Raw genomic sequence first — 20,652 nt, 5'->3', positions numbered from 1 at the left:
GAGACCGCGGTGCGCATTGCCGCAACGGCGATCCCCGGGGCGTACACCGTCACCCCGGTACTGCTGCCGGACGAACGCGGCAGCTTCCACGAGGGCATGCGCGCCGACCGGCTCCAGGAGGTGCTCGGCGAACCGTTCGTGCCCCGGCAGATCAGCTACTCCGTCTCCTGCCGGGGCACCCTGCGCGGCATCCACACCACCGCGATCCCGCCGGGACAGGCCAAGTACGTCACCTGTGTGCGCGGCGCCCTGCGCGACATCATCGTCGATCTGCGGGTCGGCTCACCCGCCTTCGGCACCCACCACGTCACCGAACTGGACGCCGCCTCCGGCCGCTCCCTCTACATCCCCGAGGGCGTGGGCCACGGCTTTCTCGCCCTCACCGACGACACCTGCATCTGCTACGTCATGTCGACGGTGTACGCCCCCGGCACCCAGATCGACATCAACCCCCTGGACCCCGCGATGGACCTGCCCTGGGGCTGTACCGAACCACCCCTGGTGTCCCCCAAGGACACCGCGGCCCCGGGCCTGGCCGAGACCCTCGCCGCCGGTGTCCTGCCCGACTGGCGAGGAGTGAGCGTCTGATGGACCCGGTACGGATGGGAGTCCTCGGCTGCGCGGACATCGCCCGGCGGCGGATGCTGCCGGCCTTCGCCGCCTGCCCCGGCACCGAGATCGCCGCCGTCGCCGGCCGCGACCCCGCGCGGACCGCCGCCACCGCCGCCCCCTACCGGGCGCGCGCGGTCCACGGCTACGCCGAACTGCTCGCCGAGCCCGGCATCGACGCCGTCTATGTGCCCCTCCCGCTCGCCCTGCACGCCGAGTGGGTCGAGGCGGCCCTCAGGTCCGGCCGGCACGTCCTGGCCGAGAAGCCGCTCACCGCCGATCCCGCGCGGACGGCGGAGCTGTTCGCCCTCGCGGAACGGCTCGGTCTGGCGCTGATGGAGAACGTGATGTTCGTCCACCACGGCCAGCACGGAGCGGTCCGCCGGCTGGTCGCGGACGGCGCGGTCGGCACCCTGCGCTCCGTGGAGGCGGCCTTCACCGTGCCGCGCCGCCCCGACGACGACATCCGCTACCGCCCCGACCTCGGCGGCGGCGCGCTCTGGGACACCGGGGTCTACCCCCTGCGGGCCGCGCTGGAACTGCTCGGCCCCGACCCGGAGGTCCTCGGCGCCGCCCTGGTGACCGCCCCCGGCTTCACCGTCGACACCTCGGGCGCGGTGCTGCTGCGCGCCCCCGACGGGATCGTCGCCCAGCTGGCCTTCGGCCTCGACCACGCCTACCGCAACTCCCTCACCCTCCACGGCAGCACCGGCCGGCTCACCCTGGACCGGGTCTTCACCCCGCCCGCCGGAGTGCCCCCGCCCGCCCGGCTGGAGACCGCCGGCGGTGTCCGGGAGATCCCGCTGCCCGCCGACGACCAGGTGGCGGCCACCGTCGCCGCCTTCGTCGACGCGGTCCGCCGGGGCTCCGCGCCCTCGGCCGCGAGCCTGGCCCAGGCCCGGCTGCTGGACGCGGTCCGCCGCGCCGCCCGCTGACCGCGCGCCGCACACGACGAGGGGCCGCCTCCCGGCTGACCGGGAGGCGGCCCCTCGCCCGTGGCTCACCCGTCGGTGTGCGCCCGGAAGGTGTGGTCCGGGCCCAGCTCCTCGATCCGGTAGTCGGCGTTCGGGAAGCTCGGCGTCGGCAGCGGGTCCGGGTAGGCCGGCTCGGTGCGCGGCGGCTGCCGCCGCACATACGCCGAACGCGCCCTGATGGCGGTGTCGACGGCCAGTTGCAGCGCCCGCGAGGGCGCCCGCACCCCGAACGCCAGCCGCATGTGCGGGGTCATCAGCGCCGGCAGCGCCGCCTTCGCGGCCCGGCGCCCCAGCGGACGCAGCCGCTCCGGCAGCCACCCCGCCAGCGGCTCGATCACCGTGTGCTGGAGGACGCCCCAGAGCGTCACGGCCTCGGGGGAGTACGCGAAGTGCTTCTCCACATAGGCGTCGTGGAAGGCGGCGAACGCCTCGTAGGACCCCGGTATGTCCTTGAGCCCCATGTGCTCGCCCTGCTCGCGCATGTGCAGATACGCGGCGTTGCGCTCCTGGTCGCTCAGCTTCCGCCAGCCGTACCGCTCGACCCAGCGCGACTGCACCAGCATGCTCGTGGCCAGCACGAACAGATACTCGTCATTGCTGATGGACCACTGGTGCCCGTCCTCCGCGCTGATGTGCTTCACCGCGCTCTTGTGGATGCGGTTCATCTGCCGGACGGCCGCCTTGCCCCGCGGGTCCTTGAAACCGCTCCGGACCATCTCCAGGCTGATCAGCGCGAAGTGCTCCATCCGGCGCTGGGTGTTCTCGGTCAGCTCGCCGGTCCGCACCAGCAGGGCCGCCATGTGCGGCGGGGCGACACTGTTGGCGAAGGCCAGCGCGCCGGAGACGCTGAAGTCCCACGGGAACTCGTACCCCATGTCCAGCCACCAGATGTGGCTGGCGTTCTCCTTCACGTCCATCCGCTGGATCTCGTTGAGCCGGGCGTACCTCTGCTGCTTGGCGCTGGTGCTCACGGTGCGGTTCCTCTCTCGGCGTCTCGCAGCAGCGCGCGCTCGACCAGAGGTGCCGCGCCGCCTGTCCAGGTCGTGGGAGCGCAGAGCCGGGTGAGCGCTCCGCGATCCAGTACATCGGTCAACTCCGGCACCCCGGCGAGCACATCGGCGAGCGGGGTGCCGCTCCCGGCCGCCCGCGCCGAGGCGTCGGCCAGCAGCTTCCGGGCCGCCGCCTTCCCGAGGGCCGGCGCCAGCACGGCGGCCAGCCGCTCGGTGACGACCAGACTGCCGGTCAGCCCCAGATTGGCCCGCATCCGCTCCGGGTGGACGGCCAGCCCCTCGGCCAGCTCCACCGCCGTGTGCGCGGCGCCCCCGGTCAGCCGCAGCGCCTCCCGCAGCAGCGACCACTCGGCGTGCCAGGCCCCCGCCGAGCGCTCGTCCTCCGCCAGCATGCACTGGGTGAGCCCCGCCGCCAGCACCGGAACCTGGAGCGCCGCGCTGCGGATCAGCGTGGAGAGCACCGGGTTGCGCTTGTGCGGCATCGCGGACGACCCGCCGCGCCCCGGCGGGCCCGGCTCACCGACCTCGCCGACCTCGGTGCGGGCGAGCGACTGCACATCCACGGCGATCTTCCCGAGCGCCCCGGCGGTGAAGGCCAGCGCCGCCGCCAGATCGGCGACCGGGGTGCGCAGCGCGTGCCAGGGCAGCGCGGAGACCGCGAGCCCGGTCTCCGCCGCGTACGCCGCGACCAGCCGCTCCAGATACTCGCCCGCCGCGACCGGGTCGTCCGGGGCGAGGGCCCCGTCCACGACGGCGTACTCCAGATATCCGGCCAGCGTCCCCGCCGCGCCGCCCAGCGACACCGGCAGCCCCTCGTCGAGCACCCGCCCGAGCCGCCGCTCGGCGTCGAGCACCAGCCCGCGCCAGCCCGCCGCCTTGAGCCCGAAGGTCGTCGGCACCGCGTGCAGCGCCAGCGTCCGCCCGGCCATCGGGGTGTCCCGGTGCAGCCGCGCCAGGGCGGCCAGCGCGTCGGCCACCCGCAGCAGATCCTCCCGTACGATCCGCAGCGCCCGGGCCGCCACCAGCATCGCCCCCGTGTCCAGGACGTCCTGGCTGGTGGAGCCGCGGTGGACGTACTCGGCGCTCTCCGGGTCCTTCGCCGCCACGGCGGCGGTCAGCGCGGCGACCAGCCCGACCACCGGGTTCGCGGTCTCCCGGGAGGCGAGCGCCAGCGCCCGGATGTCGAAGCCGCCGGCCCGCGCCGCCGCTCCGATCGCCTCGGCGGCGGCCGGGGGCACGGCCCCCAGCCGGGCCTGCGCCCGGGCGAGCGCGGCCTCCGCGTCGAGCATCGCCTGGAGCCACGCCGGATCGCTGACGGCAGCCTCGACGGGGGTGCCGGCCCGGACGGGGGAGAGGAGCCCGGAGTCGGCGGGGGCGGGGAGGAGGAGCCCGGTGGCGGCCGGGCTGCCCGGCGGCTCGGCCCCGGTCACACGATCACCCCGTCCACCTCGAACTCCGCGACATCGGGCCGTACCGCGTGCGGGACATGCGCCACCGGCGGCAGCGCGAGCACCGCGCGGGCGATCGCGTCCGAGTCCCCGACGGTCACCGAGTCGACACCCGGCCGGATACCGGCCGCCGTCACCCAGTGCACGGACTCCGTCGGCACCCCGTACGCGAACCGGCGCGGATGCGCCTGCCCCCGGCCGTCCAGCAGCCGGTACGGACGCTCGGTGACGGCCAGGCCCCCGGTCTCGAAGACGGTCCCGTGCCCGCCCGGTATCCGGTAGGGCATCGCCTGGTCGGTGTTGAGCAGATGCCGCAGCAGCGGATCGTTGGTGCGCCGCAGATCCGGCTCGGGCAGCCGGGCCTCGATGAGCGCGGTCGCCCGGACCGGCTCACCCGGCACCAGCGGGGAGGAGGCGACGAACTCCGGGGCGGCGGTGTTGAGCCGCACATGCGTCCCGGGGCCGGTGATCTCCATCAGCCCCGCCTCGATCAGCGCGATCAGCTCCTCGATCCGCGAGGCCGGCGGTCCGATGGAGAGGAAGGCGTTGAGCGGGGTGTACCAGCCCTCCAGGTCGTCGCGGTGCGAATCCCCGTCCAGACCGCTGTGGTCGACCGCGAGCCGCACCTCGTTGCGCAGATCGCGCAGCACATCGAGGGCCGCCTTGAGCGGGCCGTTCACATTCCCCGCCCGCGCCTCCCGGACATCCCGCTCCAGATACTCCACCAGCCACTTGCGGAAGCCGTCCCGGTCGGCGAACTCCTGGCCGCTGCACGGCTTGGAGATCCGCCCCCAGTCCCAGCGCTCGGACCCGGCGATCCCCGCGGACTCCAGCAGCGGCCCCGGATCGGCGTCCGGCGCCAGCCCCAGATAGGCGTCGGTGAACGCCTCCCGGGCCTCGCCCCGGCCCACCGACTCCAGCAGCGTGCCGTAGTAGACGCTCTCCACCTCCCGCCGGATCAGCGGCCACAGATCGCGCCCGAAGTTCACCCGCTCCGGGCTCCTCCGCAGCTCCGCGACCTTCGCGGGGGTCAGCAGCCGGGGGAAGTACCGCCCCGAAGCGCCCTTCTCGTTCTCCCCGCGCGCCTGGTAGGGCACCCCGCGCCGGGAGAAGGCGTACATCCTGGGCTCGTCGCCGGACGGCCGGTACACCAGCCGGCCGTCCCCGCCCCGCTCGAAGGAACCGCCCCGGCCCGCGGTGAACAGCGCCATGTAGTCGAAGAAGCAGAGCCCGAGCCCGCGCAGCAGCACCGGCCGGCCGGCCCCGATCACACTCAGATCGAGATCGGCGGGGTTGGTGGGCGTGACATAGGTGAGGTGGTGGATACGGGCGAGGCTCGCGGTCCGCTCCTCGCGCGCGGTCGGGCGGGTCGGCACATGGCCCTGGGCCAGCACGATGGCGTCCAGCCGGTTGAGCCGGGTGCCGTCCTCCAGGCGCAGCCCCTGCGGCCCGCCGGGCACCCCGTGCGTATCGGCCATGGCCACCGCCCGCGAGCGGTGCACGGTGACCGTGACGTGCGCGGGGGCCGAGTCCACCACCCGCTGGAAGCAGTCGTTGAGGTAGCAGCCGTAGAAGGCCCTGGTCGGATACGTGTCGGGCCCGAGCCCCGCCGCCTCCTCGCGCACCTCCGGCGGGAAGCCGCCCAGGTCGCCGAGGGCGCGCAGACCGGTGGCCCACTCGTACAGCGTCGGACCGGGCTCGACCGGTCCCTCGATGGTGGTGCTCTCGTCGGTGTAGACGGTGATCTGGGACGCCACCGTGTTCATCAGCAGATGGCGCGACTGCTCGGTGCGCCAGACCGTCCCGGCGCCGGGGCCCGAGCGGTCCACCACGTGGACGGTCACCGATGTGTGCGACGGCGAGGCCCGCTCATTGGCACAGAGGCGCTCCAGCACGGAGAGTCCGCGCGGGCCGACCCCGACGATTCCGATCTCGACGTGGCTGCTCATCAAGTCAGTCCGTTTCTGGGGAATTCCGATGATTCCGGACGGGGGGCGCGTCCCGGGGCGGGAGCGCCCCCACCGCTGTCGGCTCAGCCGGGCTCAGCCCTGCCGCCGCGCGGCCTCGGCCTCGGCCCGCAGCTCCAGCTGCCGGATCAGCTCCAGCCGCTTGATCTTGGTGGTGGCGGTCTGCGGCAGATCCTCGATGCGCCACTGCACCGGCTCGGCCAGCTTGGGCAGATCCGCGACCGCGGCCCGCCAGGCGGCCGGGTTCAGCGGCTTGTCGTCGCGGGTGGAGACAACCGGCACGGGCAGCCCGCCGCCGGGGCCGGGCACGATGATCGCCTCGGTCAGCTCGGGCAGCCGGCCGAAGAGCTTGTCCTCGATCTCCAGGGTGCTGTCGATGCCGGGGATCTCGTCGACCTCCCGGTCCAGCAGATGCAGACAGCCCCACTTGGTGCGGTAGCCGACATCGCCCATCCGCCACCAGCCGTCGTTCACCTGCTTCTCCCAGCGCGGGTGCTCACCGAGATAGGTGACGATCCGTCCGTCGCTGCGGACCTCGATGAACCCGGGGGTCGACTTGGAGGGGGTGTTGCCGTCCCGGCTGACCACCCGTACCCCGGTCATCCCCGGGAAGGGGCGGCCGACACAGCGGCCCTCGGCATCGGCGCCGCGCTTGTGGGTGTAGGTGCGGCCGGCGATCGGGCCGACCTCGCTCTGCCCGTACATCTGGATGAACACCGCGCCCTTGCGGCGGGACGCGCCGAGCAGCCGGTGCACCGTCCGGGGGTGGATGGCGTCGAAGGTGGAGCTGAAGTACCTCACCTTCGCCAGCGGGCCGCGCGGGTCGTCGACCAGCTCCTCCCAGCGCATGAAGGTGTTGGGGTGCGCCTCGATCAGCCCGGGCGGGACCTGGGTGAACAGCTCGCCCACGGTCTCCGGGTCGTCCTCCCGGAGGATGATCACCGGGTGGCCCTGGAGGATCGAGATCGGCAGCGCCGTGAACATCCGCGAGTGCACGAACGACACATGGATCGCGACCGGCTCGCTCGGGCCGACCAGCTTGGCGACCGTGCCCTGCGGGCGGTAGCGCGCCTGGAAGGTCCGCCCCGTGTGGACGGCCAGCTTCGGTACGCCGGTGGTGCCGGAGGTGTGGGTGATGAGCGTGGGGTGGTCGGGGGAGACCACCGCCGGGCTGACCCGGGGGGACCCGGCGAGCGCGCCCAGCTCCACGGCGCCCTCGTGGCTGCCGGTGGTGAGCAGCAGCTTCCGGGACAGCTCGAACACCTCGGCCGGCAGCTCCTTCTCCAGCTTGGCCTGGTCGGTGACGAGGAAGGGCCGGTCCACCCGGCGCAGCAGCTCCGCCACGGTCTGGCCGTCCAGCTTCGGCGACAGCAGGACCGGTACGGCGCCGATCCGCGCGATCGCGCAGGCCAGCAGCGTGATGTCGAAGCCGTTGGTCTTGTGGACGACCACCCGCTCACCGGTGCGGACCCCGGCGGCCCACAGCCGGGAGGCGAAGTCGGCCACCAGCTCGGCCACTTCGGTCAGGGTGAGGCGACGGCCCAGCTCCGGGGCGATGTCCAGATCGTGATCGAGCGTCACCGGGCTCGCGGGGTGCAGCTCCGCGGCCCTGTCGAACAGTGTTCCCAGGCGGATGCCCTTGTTTCCGATGCGCTGGAGAAACATTGCACACGTCCCCTCATCTGAGATGTTCGGTGGTCCGCCGGGGTCAGGAATTCTCGATGATTTCCTTGATGCGCTGGAGCGTGTCGTCGAGATCCTGGGCGAGCTTGTCGCTCCACTCCTCGACGAACTTGGCGCGTTCCGCCTCATCGAGGTCCGCGACGATGTGCTGAATTCCGGCGGTCGCCTTTCCCATCCGGAAGTGATGGGTGAGCACGGCGCCGCCATCGGCCGCCTCGACATCGAATCCCCAGATGCTCTCCTGGTCGGCGCCCGCGTGGGTGAGCATCATCCACTGGAAGGTCCGGCCCGGCTCAGCTGCGGTGATCCGGCACTCGGTGTGCCAGATGCCCCGGATCAGGGGGGCCCAGGCGACGACTTCCTCGCTCCGCAGATTCTCTCCGCGGAAAACCGATCCAACGGCGGACGGCGCACCGGAAGTCCATTCCCCGCCCTGGCACTCGGGGCTCCATTCGCCACTGCGGGGAAGGTCGCTGACCACGGCGTAGATCTCGTCCGGAGTGGCCTTCACGGCAATGTCGGCCCGGAGTTCGAAGAGTGGGGACTTTTCGATGATGGAGGTCATGTGGCTGAGCTTCGCAGCGAGGGTGAGGGCCGGGCCAAGGATCGCCCCAGGGTTGGTCAGGTTCAGGAGGGGCCCGCGGCCCCGGGCTCGGGGGCGCGCTTCCGGACGCGTACCGGCTCGGGGGGCCGGGGCCCCGGGGGCCGGGGGCCCGGACCGGCCGTGGCCCGGGAGAGCCCTGGCTCCCCGCCGCCCGGCCCCCGCCCCGGGGTCGGCCGGGTTCACGGGGCCCGCGGGGGCCGGCTCCGGCGATGACACCCCGGGGACGGCCCCGCGCCGCCCGGCTCCGGGAGGGCACCCCGGGGTGCCCTGGTGGAGAGCCCGGGCCGGTCCGGGGGGTGACTCCTGGTGGAGCCCGGGCCGGTCCGGGGTGGCGACCGCCCCGGACCGCCCTCGGCCCGTCGGGGTCTCAGGCCGCCGTGTGGAGGACCACCTTGCCGGTGACCTTCCCCTCCTCCACCAGCCGGTGCCCCTCCGCCGCCGAGGCGAGCGGGAGCGGCTCCACGGCCTGCGGGCGCAGACTTCCGTCCGCCAGCAGCCGGTTGATCCCCGCCGCCGCCGAGGCCAGCTCATCCGTGCTCGCCTGCGAGATGGCGAAGCCCACCAGGGAGCAGTCCTTGACGTACAGCGGCCCGACCGGCAGCTCCGGCCGGGTCAGCAGACCGGCCAGCAGCATGATCCGGCCCCGCCGCGCCAGCAGCCCCACCGCGCCGGTCAGATCGTTCCCCGCCGAGGTGTCCAGATGGATGTCCACACCGTCCGGGGCCGACTCCGCGATCCGGGCGTTCACATCGGGGTCCCGGTAGTCGACGGTGGCGGTGGCGCCCAGCGCCCGTACCCGCTCGGCGTCGCGCGCGCTCGCCACCCCGATCACCCGGGCCCCGGCCCGGGCCGCCATCAGGACGAGAGCGCTGCCCACATTCCCGCCGGCGCCGATGACGGCCACCGTCTCGCCCGGCCGCAGCCGGCCATGGGTGAACAGCGCCAGATGGGCGGTGGCCGCCGGGTGCGCCACGGCGACCGCGTCGGCCGCCGGCACCCCCGGGGGCAGCCGGTAGAGCCGCTCGGCCGGCACCACCGCCTGCTCGGCGGCGGCGCCCTGCCGCCCCGCGTACCCCAGGCTGTTGCACCAGACCCGGTCGCCGGGGGAGAAACCCACCGCGCCCGGCCCGGCGGCGGCCACCGTCCCCACCAGGTCCCGGCCGATCACCAGGGGCAGGGGGACGGGGGTGCGCCAGGCACCCGACCGCACAAAGGTGTCCACGTGGTTGACGGCGGTGACCTCGACGTCCACGAGCACGTCGTTCGGTCCTGGTCGCGGAGGCGGCAGCTCGCCGTACCGGATCACGTCCGGCGGCCCGAACCGCTCGATGAAGGCAGCACGCATGGCCTGATCCTTCCGAGGCCGGGAGCCCTTGGACCCTGGTGCCGGGGGACTGTGTCACCTCGGCGGCCACCCCGCCGCCCGGCCTCCCCGCACCTGACAAAGACGGACGCCGGGGCATGTCGAGACGGACGAATCAGCACACCCTGGACAGCGAAGGGACAGGGATCTCGAACGGGGGAGTTCGCATGGACGGGTTGAACAGACGGCGGTTCATCACCGGTACGGGCGCGGCGATCGCGACCTCGGCCGCCACCGCCGCCCCGGCGGCGGCCGGACCCGCCGCCGCTCCACCCGCACCCGCACCCGCACCCGCACCCGCCTCCGTCTCAGCCTCAGCCTCCGCCTCCGTCGCGACGGTCACCCCCTCGGACGCCCGCTACGCCGACCTCGTCTCCGGGATGAACGGCCGCTTCTCCGCCGCCCCCGAGGAGATCCGGCTCCCCGCCTCGACCGGGCAGGTGGTCCGGATCGTCCGCGAGGCGGCGCGCCGGGGGAAGTATCTGGTGATCCGCGGCGGCGGCCACGGATTCGGGGACTTCGTCTTCAACAAGGAGGCCGAGATCCTGCTCGATCTGCGGCTGCTCAACCGCGTCGGCTACGACGAGCGGCGCGGGGCGTTCTTCGTCGAACCGGGCGCCACCCTGCTCCAGGTCTACGAGACCCTCTACACCGGCTGGGGCGTCACCGTGCCCGGCGGCGCCTGCCACAGCATCGGCGCCGGCGGCCACTTCGCCGGCGGCGGCTACGGCATGCTCTCCCGCCGGCACGGCCTCGTCTGCGATCACATCGAGGCCGCCGAGGTGGTCACCGTCGACCGGCGCGGCGAGGTCCGCGCGCTCACCGTCACCCGTGACCGGAACGACCCCCACCGCGACCTCCTCTGGGCGCTCGCCGGTGGCGGCGGAGGCAACTTCGGCGTGGTGACGCGGTACTGGCTGCGCACGCGCGGCGCGACCGGAGAGCCCTCGGAGCTGCTGCCCGCCCCGCCCGCGACCGTCCACTACACCCAGGCCACCTGGCCGTGGGAGCGGATCACCGAAGCGGGCTTCGGGAATCTGCTGCGGGAGTACGGGAAGTGGTCCAGGCGGCACGACGACCCCGGCTCGCCCTACGCGGGCATGGGCCATCTCCTCTTCCTCAACCACATCACGGCCGGGAATCTCTTCCTGGTCGCGCAGATCGACGCGGGCACCCCGGACGCCCGGCGGCTGATGGAGGAGTTCGTCGGCTTCCTCAGCCGGGCCATGGGCGCCGAGCCGGACTCGCTCGACATCCAGCACCTGCCCTTCCTCAAGGCCACCACCCACAGCACCATGGGCGGCGAGACCCTCACCAACCCCAGCCTGCGCACCTCGCACAAGTCGGCGTTCATGAGCGACGGCTTCCCGGAGCGCCAGATCGACGCGCTCCACCGCCATCTCACCCGCGAGGACTACAGCAACCTCTTCAGCTATGTGATCCTCAGCTCCGCCGGTGCCCGGATCAACGCGCCGGCGCCGGACGCGACGGCGTCACCGCACCGCGATGCGCTCTTCGCCGTCTACTACGAGTGCTACTGGCGCAGACCGGAGGACGACGAGCGCAACATCCGCTGGGTGCGCGAGGTGTACCAGGACATGTACGCGGACACCGGCGGCGTACCCGTACCGAACGGGGTCACCGACGGGTGCTATGTCAACTACGCCGACCGCGATCTGAGCGACCCGGCGTTCAACCGCTCCGCGAGCCCCTGGCACGAGCTGTACTACAAGGGGAACTACCCGAGGCTCCAGCGGGTGAAGGCCCGGTACGACCCGACGAACTTCTTCCGCCACCGCCAGTCGATCGCGCTCCCCGGCCGGGAGTGAGCGCCGGTCCGGGGGCCGGGGCCGGTCCGGGAGCCGGGGCCGGTCCGGCGCGCCGGCCGGACCGGCTCGCTCGCCGCCCCTACTTCCCCAGCAGGGCCCGCGCCTCGGCGATCAGCTCGACCTGACGCCGCCAGTCGCCGCCGTCGACCACCAGGTCGAGATGGGTGGCACCGGCCTCGGCGTAGGCGGTGAACCGCTCGGCGGCCTCCTCGGGGGTGCCGCCGATCGGCACCTCCGCCGCCTCGTCGGCCGCGAGTCCGAACTGCTTGACCAGGCTCTCCAGGAACGCGGCCCGGGCGCTGGTGACGGACTCCCCGTCACCGAGGCCGGCGTGCAGCCACACACTGGTGGCGGGCGCGGGCCGGCCGTGCTCGGCGGCGATCTCCCGCAGCCGGGCGGTTCCCCGGGCGACCGTCGCCGGCGAGACCATCGACGGCAGCCACCCGTCGGCCAGCGCCCCGGCCCGCCGGATCGCCCGCTCCGACGCGCCCCCGACGAGCACCGGCGGCACCTCCGCCGGGGGCGACAGGGTCACCGCCGCCTCCCCGGGCCGGTGCGGCAGCGCCGTCTCCCGTCCGCTCAGCAGCCGCGGCAGCAGCGCGAGTCCCTCCTCGAACCGCCGCCCCCGCTCCTCGCCCGAGGCCCCGACCGCCTCCCAGAACGGCGTCCCGGGCGCACCGCCCGTACCCACTCCGAGCACCACCCGCCCCCCGGACAACTGCTGGAGCGTCCCCACCTGCTGCGCCACCCAGGTGATGTCCCGCACGGGCAGCGTCAGCACACTGAACCGCAGCCCCACGCGCTCGGTCACCCCGGCGGCGGCGGCGAGCAGCAGCGGAGCATCGAGCGCCGGCACCCCATTGCCCATGATGAAGTCGCACACGGAGACGGAATCGAGCCCCGCCTCCTCGGCGTGCCGGGCCCCCTCGACCACCCCGGGGAACCCACCGGGGGCCAGGTCGCCGTAGGAGGGCAGGGAGACACCGATCTCTATAGCAGGCACGTCATCCTCCGTGTCAGATGCGGGAGCCCGGCGAACTCCGGCGTCCCGGCGGCGAGTTCAACCTACAGGCAGCGCCCCGGCCGCCTTCCTGAACGCCTCCGACGATGCCGCTCCGCGCGACCCGGGGCGCGCGGGCCGCCCGCACTGTGTCAGGTGGCCGTGCCCGGTCCGTGTCGGCCCCGTGTCCGCCCCGTGTCCGGTCCGTGCCCCGGGGCCGGCCGCGGTGGCGGACAGCTCTCCGTCACCCAACCTCCGCTTGATCGCCATGGCATGCCCCCGTAACCATTCCTATAATCAGCCAAACGCAGATGTGGGAACGGGACACCGGTCGCCTCGCGGGCGGTGGAAGGCAAGAGCAACGGGGATCACAGCATGGTGTTCGTGGACAGGGCCGCGCCCGGCGCGGCCGGGGCGCAGTCCGTACAGCTCAACGGGGTTCCGCCGGAGCCGTCGCCGGCCGCGGGCGGGGGCGGGGGCGCGCCGGATCTGGCGTCGACGCCCGCGGTCAAGCGGGCCGCCGCGTCCACCATCGAGTCGGAGCTGGAGCCGGGCACCCGGAAGGCGGGTGACTGGCCCGACGACGCCAGCGGCAAGGTCGTCAGCGGCCTCAACGGCTGGGCCACCGCCGCCGGGATGAAGACGGTTCAGGAGACCTGGGACCGGCAGGTCAAGACCCTGCTGGGACGGCTGGCCGGGGAGAAGGGGGCGCTGCGCGCGACCGCGGGCACCCTCCAGAGCACCGACGGGGTGCGCGGGAGCCGTATCGGCTCCGTCCCGTCCAACCTCTCCACGTACTAGAACCGCCGCGGCCCCGGACCGTCCCCGGCCGCACGGGGGCGCCGGCCGCTCCCAGGGGGATCACCATGCTGACGTACCACGATGTCATGACGGCCGATTTCGGCGGCCTCTCCGCCGCCGCGGAGAAGTGGCAGGAGACGGCGAGAGAGTTCGCCAAGGTGGAGAAGCGCTACCGGGACAGCGTCGAGAAGATCACCATGGAGCGGGCCTGGCTGGGCGAGAGCGCCAACGCGGCCCGCGCCAACTTCGCCGCCACCCGCTACGAGTACGAGGCGGCCCAGACCCAGGCGAAGGCCACGGCGACCCTGCTGCGCAACGCGCACACCGAGCTGACCGAGTTGCGGAAGCAGCTGGAGTCCAGCCGGGCCGACGCCGTCAAGGCCGGGATGAAGGTGTCCGAGCAGGGCCATGTCTCCTACGACTACGACCGGCTCAGCGCCCAGGAGCGCGGTACGGCGATGAACCACCCCGGTCACGCCAAGGAGATCCAGACCGCCGTCCAGAGCTGGCAGGACCATCTGAAGGAGCGGGTCAAGGCCGTCGACGAGGCGGACAAGGACCTCAAGAAGGATCTGGAGGCGGTGGTCAAGGACACGGGCGGCGACAGGAGGGACGCCACCGCGGGCGGCTTCAACGGCGACGCGGCCAAGGTGGCCGCCGCCGACGACCAGGCGAGGAGGGTCCGGACCGAACTCGCCTCCGCCATCGAGATGAAGGACAACGAGACCCTCGACGACTATCTGAAGCGGCTCCAGCGCGAGGGCATCACCCGGCTCACCGGCAGCGAACAGCTCGGCAGGGTCATCACCGCGTACCTCGCGGGGACGGCGAAGGCGGGAATGGTCGCCCAGGCCCTCTACACCTCCGGGATGTGGAGCTTCAAGCTCGCCAAGTACCTCCGCCGCCCGGACCCGATGAACGCGCCCGGCACCATGGTCGGCAAGTTCGTCAACACCCGGCTGGCGGCGGCCCAGCCGGGAAGTCTGCTGAGCAAGGTGCCGCCGGGCGCGGCGCGGTTCCTGTACGGCTCCGATCTCGCCGCCGAGTTCGGCGCGCACATGCGGCGCGGCGACTACTTCATCCCCAAGGCGCACCAGGCGAATCTGGCCACGGTCGCCAAGAACGGCGGACTGGGCCAGGCGGCCAGGGCCGCCGGCTGGGTGCGCGGCGCGGGGGTCGTCGGAGGCGCCGCCGCGACGGTCTACGGCGTGGCGAATCTGGCCACGTACAACACCGACATGATCAAGGCCAACCCCGACAAGTTCGCCACCGATCTGACGAGCACGGCGTTCAGCGCTTCGATGACGGCCCTGACGGTGGCGCCCAACCCGGTCACCGCCGGTCTGGCCATCGGTACCGGTGTGGCCTATCTCGGTGCCACGGCCTGGGAGAACCGCGAGGCCATCGGCGACGCGGTGGGCGACGCGGCGGAGTGGACCGGGAAGACGGCTGAGAAGATCGGGGACGGGGTGTCGAAGGGCCTCGACAAGGTCGGCGACGGCATCGCGAGCGGAGCGAAGAAGATCTTCAACAACCCCTTCGACTGATCCGCCCCGCCCCGGGGTCCCGCCCCGGGGTCCCGGGTCCCGCCCCGGGTCCTGGCCACCCGGGGCCGGCCATCCGCACCGCGTCCTCGCGTCCGAGCAGGGAGTACAGATGCAGACCGTCACCACACCCTTCCGGCTGAACTGCTTCCGGAACGACCCCTTCGAGCAGCGGGCCGGCTTCGAGGGCTGGCGCGGGACCTCCCCGGAGCTGGGGGAGATCTCGGTCACCTACCCGTTCATGAGCGGCGAGGACGAGATGCGCTCGATCGTCAGGGGCGAGCGGATTCCGACCGTCCTCTACGACACCAAGGGCATGCATGTGTCGGCGGGGCTGCGCATGCCCACGCTGAACCGCGGAGTCCTGCGGGTGGGGGAGCGGGAGGTCGCCATGAGCCGCAACCGGCTGGGCGTCACCGACCAGGGCCGTGCGCTCCATCTCACCCACGGGGAGGACGAGTACCGGCTCTGGGCCGTCAGCGATCTGCGCTACGCCCTGGCCCGGAAGGCGTCCGGGGAGCGTCCCGCGGTCACCGTCAGGGTCGAGCAGTCCGGCAAGGCCGGGGTCCGGGCCATGAAGAGCGGACGGCTCACCCTCGCCTTCACCGTCGAAGGGCCCGCCGAGCCCACCGATATCGCCCTCGCGGCCATGTTCGCGGGAGTCGACCGCGCCAATCTCACCCCCGGGGGCTCCGTCCGGGCGCTCTTCGCCCGGGGCCGTGACCAGGCCGTGGAACTCGGCACCGGCCTCTGACCGCCCGTCGCAGCACGCAGCACGCAGCACGCAGCACCCACCCGCCCCAGCGAAACGAGCCCCCCGCATGCCCTCCTTCGACCTCTCCCGGTACCGCTTCCGCCTCGGCGACGACGACCTCGCCGCCCTCGCGCTGATCGCGACCGGGGAGCCCGTGCCCGAGCAACTCGCCCCGGCGGTCGCCGGGCTGCGCGAGGCCGGGCTGATCTGGCCGGACGGACAGCTCGCCGAGGCGCTGCTTCCGCTGCTCAACGCGCTGCTCGGCCCCTCGGCCATCGTCGGCGTGGAGACCGCCGGCCGCCAGGGCGGGCTGGCGCACGGCCTGCTCGTCGGCGCCGAGGACGTCTTCTCGCACGAGTCGTGGCCCGGGGAGAGCGAGTCGGAGTACGTCCGGGTCGACCGCGACATGGTCGTCTGGGAACTGGCCCGGATGGTGAACCTCCAGCGCCCCGAGGTCCCGCTCACCGGGCTCGCCACCGTCGACGCCACCCTCGGAGCCCTGGACGCGGCGCTGGCCGCGCAGGGCTGGGCCGCCACCCCCGCCGACGAGCCCGCCGCCGTCCGCGCCGCCCTGGCCTCGGCGGGCGGTGTGCACGACCCGGAGCTGTCCCGGCTCACCGAACTCATCGTCCACCTGCGCTGCAGCTGGCGCATGACCGCCGCCTGGCCCGGCCACGACGGCACCGCCCCCGGGGTCACCGCCCGAGGTTTCGCCGTCTGGGACTGCGGCCCCCTCGGCCACTGGCACCGCGCGCTGCCGGCCGAACCCGTCATGGAGGACGCCACCGGCCCCGCCGTGCCGCTGCGGCTCACCCGGGTCCTGCCCAAGGAGATCTGGCAGATGATCGCCGGCCTCCTCCCCGACACCGCCGGGATCACCGGCCCCCCGGCCCTCTAGACCTCCCGTCCGGACCTCCCGTCCGGACCGGCCCCCCGGACCGCCACTCGTCCGTACCGGCCGGCCCTTCAGACCACGTCGGCTCCCCGGGCCGCCCCGTCCGCCGGGGCCCCCGCCCGGTCGGGGGCCGCCGGCGGGGCGCCGGGACCGGCGGCCAGGCGCTGCTGGAGCCGCAGATGGCGGAACTCGTACCGCGCGCCCGACTGGCGCAGCACACCCCTGCGGTGCGCCTCCTCCAGGAAGCGCATCAGCCGCCAGGGCGCCCGGCCGGTCAGGGCCAGCCAGATCCTGGCCGCGCCCAGCCGCCCCCAGGCGCTCAGCGCCAGCGCGGATGTGCCGACCGGCACCCACAGCTCGGTGTGCATGGTGCCCAGCGTGCTGCCCCGCCGCAGCGCCGAGATCAGCACCAGACAGACACCGCCCGCGAGCACGGCGGCGATCGCGCTGCGGGCGAGCGTGGCGGCCCGGTCGGTGCGCAGGGTGCTCTGCGGGCTGGTGGCGCGGATCGTGTCGGAGGGGATGTTCAGGGCGCGGTAGACACCGGAGGCGCAGCCGCCGATCGTGCCGAGGAGCACCCCGAACCCCAGGAGCGGAAGCATCGCGTCCTTCACGACACCGGCGACCGGACGGTGCACCACCCAGCGCAGAACGGGATCAGGCAGCATGCTCACCACGTTGTGGGCGTCCACCGGCCGCCCCCGCCAGCCGGGGTCGTCACCCCTCCAGTCGAGCACCCACTGGCCGCCGCGCTGCCGCAGCTCCACCCTTCCCTCGTACGCGTCGACCGCGCCGTCCCAGGACATCGGGGCGCCCTTCGGCACGGCGAACGGCCGCTCCAGCCCCGCCCGCCGCACCAGGAGAAGCTCGCGCGGCCCGGTCGAGCTGACGGAGCGGCCGCCCCCGTCCGTCCTGTTCAGCCGCCACGCGTCGAGCACCTCGCCGTCCCGCCGGTCGGGAGCCGAGTGGATCTCGTACGCCGCGAAAGCGCCGGTGACCCCGCCGACGGCGGCCGAGGCGGAGACGCCGATCAGCAGACAGGCGGCGAAGCCCCGCAGCAGCCCCCTCCCGAAGCCGCGCACCACGGCGGCGGGGCCGGTGTACTGCCCCATCACCCGCTCCCCGCGCCGCTGACCGGCGAGACAGAGCAGCGAGCCGGCCACCAGGCAGGTGAGGGCCGGGACCGCCTCCGCCCAGTAACCGTAGATCGCGAGTCCGGTGAAGACCATCAGACCGCCGAGCGCGCGCACGGCGCGCGGACCGGTCGGACTGCCCGCCCACGGCAGCCCCAGCGGCAGCGGCCGGCGCGGCAGCCCGGCGACCGCGAACATCATCGCCAGCAGCAGCCCGAAACAGCACCCGTTGAGGAACCAGGAGGCCCGGGGGGTGATCGCACCGCCGAGGCGGAAGCTGATCAGGGGCGGCGCGAACCGGCCGAGCGCCACCGCGACGACCAGGGCGGCGGCGGTCAGCGTCAGGGCCATCCGGGCCAACTGGCGCGGCCCCTGCCGTGACGCGGACGTGGCGGGCAGCAGGAGAGCGAGCCCGAAGGCCAGCCCTGCCAGATCGCCCGCGAAGTTGAACAGGGCGGAGAGCGGGCTGTCCCAGTTGCCGACCACACCGCCTCCGTACACCGCGAGCGGGACCAGCGCCGACGCCGTGGCGATGAGCGCCAGAAGCGCGGGTCCGATCACCCGCAGCGCCCTCGGCATCGCCGCCGGCAGCTCCCACCAGGCGAGCTGCCAGGTGCCGCCGGCTCCGGTGCCGTGGAGCGCCCGCTCCCGGGCCAGGCACCGGAGCCAGCGGTGGGCCGCCTCCGGCCGCCAGACGCCCTCCGTGCCCTCCGCGTCCGCGAAGGCCGCCGGGACGAAGGCGTCCAGCAGATGTCTCTCGATGCTCCCCGCCGTCGGGAAGCGTTCGGTGTCCGCGAGTTCGGCGGGGTCCCTGGAGGTGTCGCCGTAGACCGTGCGCGCCAGCGCGACCATCAGGGGCGAGGCGAGCACCTCGGCCAGGGGCGCGGAGGGCGCGGCGAGGACCGGCGTCCACACCGTGGCGCCCCGGTGGTCCGCCCGCGCCGTGCTCTCCAGATACGCGCCCGCGCCGGCCGGGTCCAGCGGGCGCAGCCGGACGACCTCGGCGGCGGTCAGCACATCGCCGCCGTCCATCGCGCGGGCCCAGTCGGCGGTGCGGCAGGTGAGCAGGACCGGGAGCCGCTCGTCCAGCCCGGCGTTCAGCCGCCGCAGCGCGTCCCGGCGCACGCTCGCCGGGAGTTCGTCGAAGCCGTCGAGCACGGGCAGCACCAGACCCTCGTCCACCAGTTCCCTGGCGAGGGTGCGCTCCCCCCGGACGGCGGCGAGCGGCCGGTACTCCACCGCCAGCCGCTCCGCCAGCCAGCTCTGGAGGGAGGTGGACCGGGGGTCCCAGCTCGCCAGGGTGAAGAGCACCGGCACCGGGCCGCCGGGCCGGCGCGCGGCCAGGACGCCCCGGACGAACTGCACGGCGAGGATGGTCTTCCCCGCCCCCGGCTCGCCCAGCACCACCAGCCGGCCGGCGGGCAGCGACCCGAAGATCTCGACGATGCGCTCCAGCCGCTGGTCGGCGTCGCGGGGCGCGGGCAGCGGCCGTCCGCGGTCGATGTTCCGGCGGTGGTCGGCGAGCGGCGGGCCGACCCGGCGCAGCCCGACATCGAGCGGCGCGGGGTCCTGCAACCGCCGCAGCCGGGCCTCATTGGCCCACTGGATGTCCACGGCCTCGGCCAGGCCGTCGGCCGCCTGCCGCCGGGTGTCGCGCCCGGCCGGGGGCTCGGCCGGCTCGCGCAGCAGATCGCTCGCGAAGGCGCAGACCGCGACGACCGCGGAGACGGCCGAGAGCCACATGGAGGTGGCGTCGATGCCGTTCTCGCCCCGGGCCACGAGCGCGAACCCCAGCGCGACCAGCCCCCCGGCCACCACCCAGAGCCCGACCCGCCGCTGCACACCCGCCTGCCGAAGTGCCCCGCGCATACCGCCGCGCTCCCCTGTCCGCGTTCTCCCCGTCCCCGGGGTGAACGACCCGCCGGGCGGCCGGGTGGCGCGCCCGGGGGAGGCGCGCGGAAGCACACGGGGAGGTACACGACCGGCGGGGCGGTACCCCACGCGCGACGGGCGCGAATCCGCGTGCCGCGGCCACCGCTCCACCGGGGTGAGGCTCGCCGCCGCGCGAGTGGGTGTCGAGAGGGGATTCGCGCGGCGGCGCACGGCTGAGGAACTGCCCATGCGCCCGCCCCGGAGCGGCTGGACGACTCGCCGTCCCGGCCGTGACACGGGTGGTGACCGTGCCCGCTGCGGATCTGTCGCGACCGGCGTGAGGCGAACAGGAACGAGAACGCGAGAGAGCGGGAACCAGTGAGACTGGTTCCCGCTCTCTCGTATCGGCATCCGCACCGCTCAGCGACTGACGACCGCTGAGTGATGGCGAGTGCCCCCGGCAGGATTCGAACCTGCGCACACGGCTCCGGAGGCCGTTGCTCTATCCCCTGAGCTACGGGGGCGCGCTGTCCTCGCCGGGCTTGCGCCCTGCGCGGTGACGGGTAGAACACTACCAGCTCCCACAGGGTGCCTGTGAACAGGTATTTCGGGGCCGGGACGGGCGGGGCGGCGGGGTGTGGGAGGGGAGGGGCGGGTCGCCCGCACGGGGTGGAAGTGGGCAAAACCCGGACGCAGCCCCGCCGGGGGTCCTACTCTCGACATGTGTCAGGCGCGTCCGGCCGTGTGCTCGTTGTCGATGACAACCGGGTCATCCGGCAATTGATCAGGGTCAACCTTGAGCTGGAGGGCTTCGAGGTCGTGACCGCGGCCGATGGTGCCGAGTGCCTGGAGGTCGTGCGGCAGGTCCAGCCCGATGTGGTCACGCTGGACGTGGTCATGCCGCGGCTCGACGGTCTCCGTACCGCGGCCCGGCTCCGCGCCGATCCGCTCACCAGCCATCTGCCCGTCGCGATCATCAGCGCGTGCACGCAGTACGAGGTCGAGAGCGGGATGGCCGCCGGGGTCGACGCCTTTCTCGCCAAACCCTTCGAGCCCGCCGCGCTGGTCCTTCTCGTACGGCAGTTGATGCGCCGGGAGGGCCCGCCGTCCGTGGACGGCAGGCATGGGGCGGGGCGGGCCGGGAGCACGCGCGGTTGACCGCATGG

Annotated in this window: 16 protein-coding genes and 1 tRNA gene; 8 read left to right on the top strand and 9 right to left on the bottom strand. The window is 73.8% G+C overall.

From position 1 onward, the window contains the following. The first annotated feature begins 9 nt into the window (after positions 1 to 9). Complete coding sequence (locus ACWCRA_RS07730) at positions 10 to 588, top strand: dTDP-4-dehydrorhamnose 3,5-epimerase family protein (RefSeq protein WP_451067024.1); 579 nt, start codon at positions 10 to 12, stop codon at positions 586 to 588. Further along, complete coding sequence (locus ACWCRA_RS07725) at positions 588 to 1,544, top strand: Gfo/Idh/MocA family protein (RefSeq protein ID WP_451067023.1); 957 nt, start codon at positions 588 to 590, stop codon at positions 1,542 to 1,544. Before ACWCRA_RS07730 ends, ACWCRA_RS07725 begins: the two co-directional genes overlap by 1 nt. A 65-nt stretch (positions 1,545 to 1,609) precedes the next feature. Here the strand turns inward: ACWCRA_RS07725 and ACWCRA_RS07720 are convergent, their stop codons facing one another. The 6 genes from ACWCRA_RS07720 to ACWCRA_RS07695 all read right to left on the bottom strand — a co-directional run bounded on the left by ACWCRA_RS07720 (position 1,610) and on the right by ACWCRA_RS07695 (position 9,640). Continuing rightward, positions 1,610 to 2,554 (bottom strand): oxygenase MpaB family protein, encoded by a 945-nt coding sequence (locus ACWCRA_RS07720; RefSeq protein WP_351558284.1) that lies wholly within the window; start codon positions 2,552 to 2,554, stop codon positions 1,610 to 1,612. Beyond that, the gene (pcaB, locus tag ACWCRA_RS07715) at positions 2,551 to 4,023 is read right to left on the bottom strand and encodes a 3-carboxy-cis,cis-muconate cycloisomerase (protein ID WP_451067022.1); all 1,473 of its coding nucleotides are present in this window, start codon (positions 4,021 to 4,023) and stop codon (positions 2,551 to 2,553) included. Before pcaB ends, ACWCRA_RS07720 begins: the two co-directional genes overlap by 4 nt. Next, positions 4,020 to 5,990, bottom strand: coding sequence for an FAD/NAD(P)-binding protein (locus ACWCRA_RS07710; RefSeq protein WP_351558280.1), 1,971 nt, complete (start codon positions 5,988 to 5,990; stop codon positions 4,020 to 4,022). Before ACWCRA_RS07710 ends, pcaB begins: the two co-directional genes overlap by 4 nt. A 93-nt stretch (positions 5,991 to 6,083) precedes the next feature. After that, entirely contained in the window at positions 6,084 to 7,673 is a 1,590-nt protein-coding gene (locus ACWCRA_RS07705) for a class I adenylate-forming enzyme family protein (protein WP_351558279.1), read from the bottom strand. Positions 7,674 to 7,716: 43 nt separating this feature from the next. After that, a complete protein-coding gene (locus ACWCRA_RS07700) occupies positions 7,717 to 8,256 on the bottom strand; it encodes an SRPBCC family protein (protein ID WP_351558277.1) in 540 nt (179 codons plus the stop codon). A 406-nt stretch (positions 8,257 to 8,662) separates the two neighbouring features. Further along, positions 8,663 to 9,640: an NADPH:quinone reductase gene (locus ACWCRA_RS07695; RefSeq protein ID WP_451067021.1), complete on the bottom strand. Its 978-nt coding sequence runs from the start codon at positions 9,638 to 9,640 to the stop codon at positions 8,663 to 8,665. 185 nt (positions 9,641 to 9,825) lie between these two features. Between ACWCRA_RS07695 and ACWCRA_RS07690 the strand changes: the two genes are divergently transcribed. Continuing rightward, positions 9,826 to 11,487: an FAD-binding oxidoreductase gene (locus tag ACWCRA_RS07690; RefSeq protein ID WP_451067020.1), complete on the top strand. Its 1,662-nt coding sequence runs from the start codon at positions 9,826 to 9,828 to the stop codon at positions 11,485 to 11,487. 79 nt (positions 11,488 to 11,566) lie between these two features. Here ACWCRA_RS07690 and ACWCRA_RS07685 read toward each other — a convergent pair whose 3' ends face one another. Then, positions 11,567 to 12,490, bottom strand: a complete 924-nt coding sequence (locus ACWCRA_RS07685; RefSeq protein ID WP_351558271.1) for an LLM class flavin-dependent oxidoreductase — start codon at positions 12,488 to 12,490, stop codon at positions 11,567 to 11,569. A 372-nt stretch (positions 12,491 to 12,862) separates the two neighbouring features. Between ACWCRA_RS07685 and ACWCRA_RS07680 the strand changes: the two genes are divergently transcribed. The 4 genes from ACWCRA_RS07680 (at position 12,863) to ACWCRA_RS07665 (ending at position 16,484) form a co-directional block, all read left to right on the top strand. Beyond that, a complete protein-coding gene (locus ACWCRA_RS07680) occupies positions 12,863 to 13,288 on the top strand; it encodes a hypothetical protein (RefSeq protein WP_351558269.1) in 426 nt (141 codons plus the stop codon). Between the two features lie 65 nt (positions 13,289 to 13,353). Beyond that, positions 13,354 to 14,835, top strand: a complete 1,482-nt coding sequence (locus tag ACWCRA_RS07675) for a hypothetical protein (RefSeq protein ID WP_451067019.1) — start codon at positions 13,354 to 13,356, stop codon at positions 14,833 to 14,835. 109 nt (positions 14,836 to 14,944) lie between these two features. After that, entirely contained in the window at positions 14,945 to 15,586 is a 642-nt protein-coding gene (locus tag ACWCRA_RS07670; protein WP_351558265.1) for a hypothetical protein, read from the top strand. Positions 15,587 to 15,653: 67 nt separating this feature from the next. Next, positions 15,654 to 16,484 carry a histidine kinase gene (locus tag ACWCRA_RS07665; RefSeq protein WP_351558263.1) on the top strand — a complete coding sequence of 277 codons (831 nt, stop codon included), beginning with the start codon at positions 15,654 to 15,656 and terminating at the stop codon, positions 16,482 to 16,484. Between the two features lie 68 nt (positions 16,485 to 16,552). Here ACWCRA_RS07665 and ACWCRA_RS07660 read toward each other — a convergent pair whose 3' ends face one another. Both ACWCRA_RS07660 and ACWCRA_RS07655 read right to left on the bottom strand, forming a co-directional pair. Then, a complete protein-coding gene (locus ACWCRA_RS07660) occupies positions 16,553 to 19,483 on the bottom strand; it encodes an NACHT domain-containing protein (RefSeq protein ID WP_451067018.1) in 2,931 nt (976 codons plus the stop codon). A 455-nt stretch (positions 19,484 to 19,938) separates the two neighbouring features. After that, a tRNA-Arg gene (locus ACWCRA_RS07655) sits at positions 19,939 to 20,010 on the bottom strand. A 151-nt stretch (positions 20,011 to 20,161) separates the two neighbouring features. Here ACWCRA_RS07655 and ACWCRA_RS07650 point away from each other — a divergent pair. Continuing rightward, on the top strand, positions 20,162 to 20,644 hold the full coding sequence (locus tag ACWCRA_RS07650; protein WP_351550284.1) for a response regulator: 483 nt from the start codon (positions 20,162 to 20,164) through the stop codon (positions 20,642 to 20,644). Positions 20,645 to 20,652 lie beyond the last annotated feature (8 nt).

The organism is Streptomyces sp. NPDC001889, assembly GCF_053594535.1.
Note: the sequence above shows the minus strand (reverse complement) of the source record. Positions and strands in the feature narration are given on the sequence as shown.

Bases quoted from the DNA above. Each gene is read 5' to 3' on its own strand.
- ACWCRA_RS07670 (WP_351558265.1), top strand. From the start codon at position 14,945: ATGCAGACCGTCACCACACCCTTCCGGCTGAACTGCTTCCGGAACGAC.
- ACWCRA_RS07665 (WP_351558263.1), top strand. From the start codon at position 15,654: ATGCCCTCCTTCGACCTCTCCCGGTACCGCTTCCGCCTCGGCGACGAC.
- ACWCRA_RS07705 (WP_351558279.1), bottom strand. From the start codon at position 7,673: ATGTTTCTCCAGCGCATCGGAAACAAGGGCATCCGCCTGGGAACACTG.
- ACWCRA_RS07710 (WP_351558280.1), bottom strand. From the start codon at position 5,990: ATGAGCAGCCACGTCGAGATCGGAATCGTCGGGGTCGGCCCGCGCGGA.
- ACWCRA_RS07695 (WP_451067021.1), bottom strand. From the start codon at position 9,640: ATGCGTGCTGCCTTCATCGAGCGGTTCGGGCCGCCGGACGTGATCCGG.
- ACWCRA_RS07660 (WP_451067018.1), bottom strand. From the start codon at position 19,483: ATGCGCGGGGCACTTCGGCAGGCGGGTGTGCAGCGGCGGGTCGGGCTC.
- ACWCRA_RS07680 (WP_351558269.1), top strand. From the start codon at position 12,863: ATGGTGTTCGTGGACAGGGCCGCGCCCGGCGCGGCCGGGGCGCAGTCC.
- ACWCRA_RS07675 (WP_451067019.1), top strand. From the start codon at position 13,354: ATGCTGACGTACCACGATGTCATGACGGCCGATTTCGGCGGCCTCTCC.
- ACWCRA_RS07700 (WP_351558277.1), bottom strand. From the start codon at position 8,256: ATGACCTCCATCATCGAAAAGTCCCCACTCTTCGAACTCCGGGCCGAC.
- ACWCRA_RS07690 (WP_451067020.1), top strand. From the start codon at position 9,826: ATGGACGGGTTGAACAGACGGCGGTTCATCACCGGTACGGGCGCGGCG.
- ACWCRA_RS07725 (WP_451067023.1), top strand. From the start codon at position 588: ATGGACCCGGTACGGATGGGAGTCCTCGGCTGCGCGGACATCGCCCGG.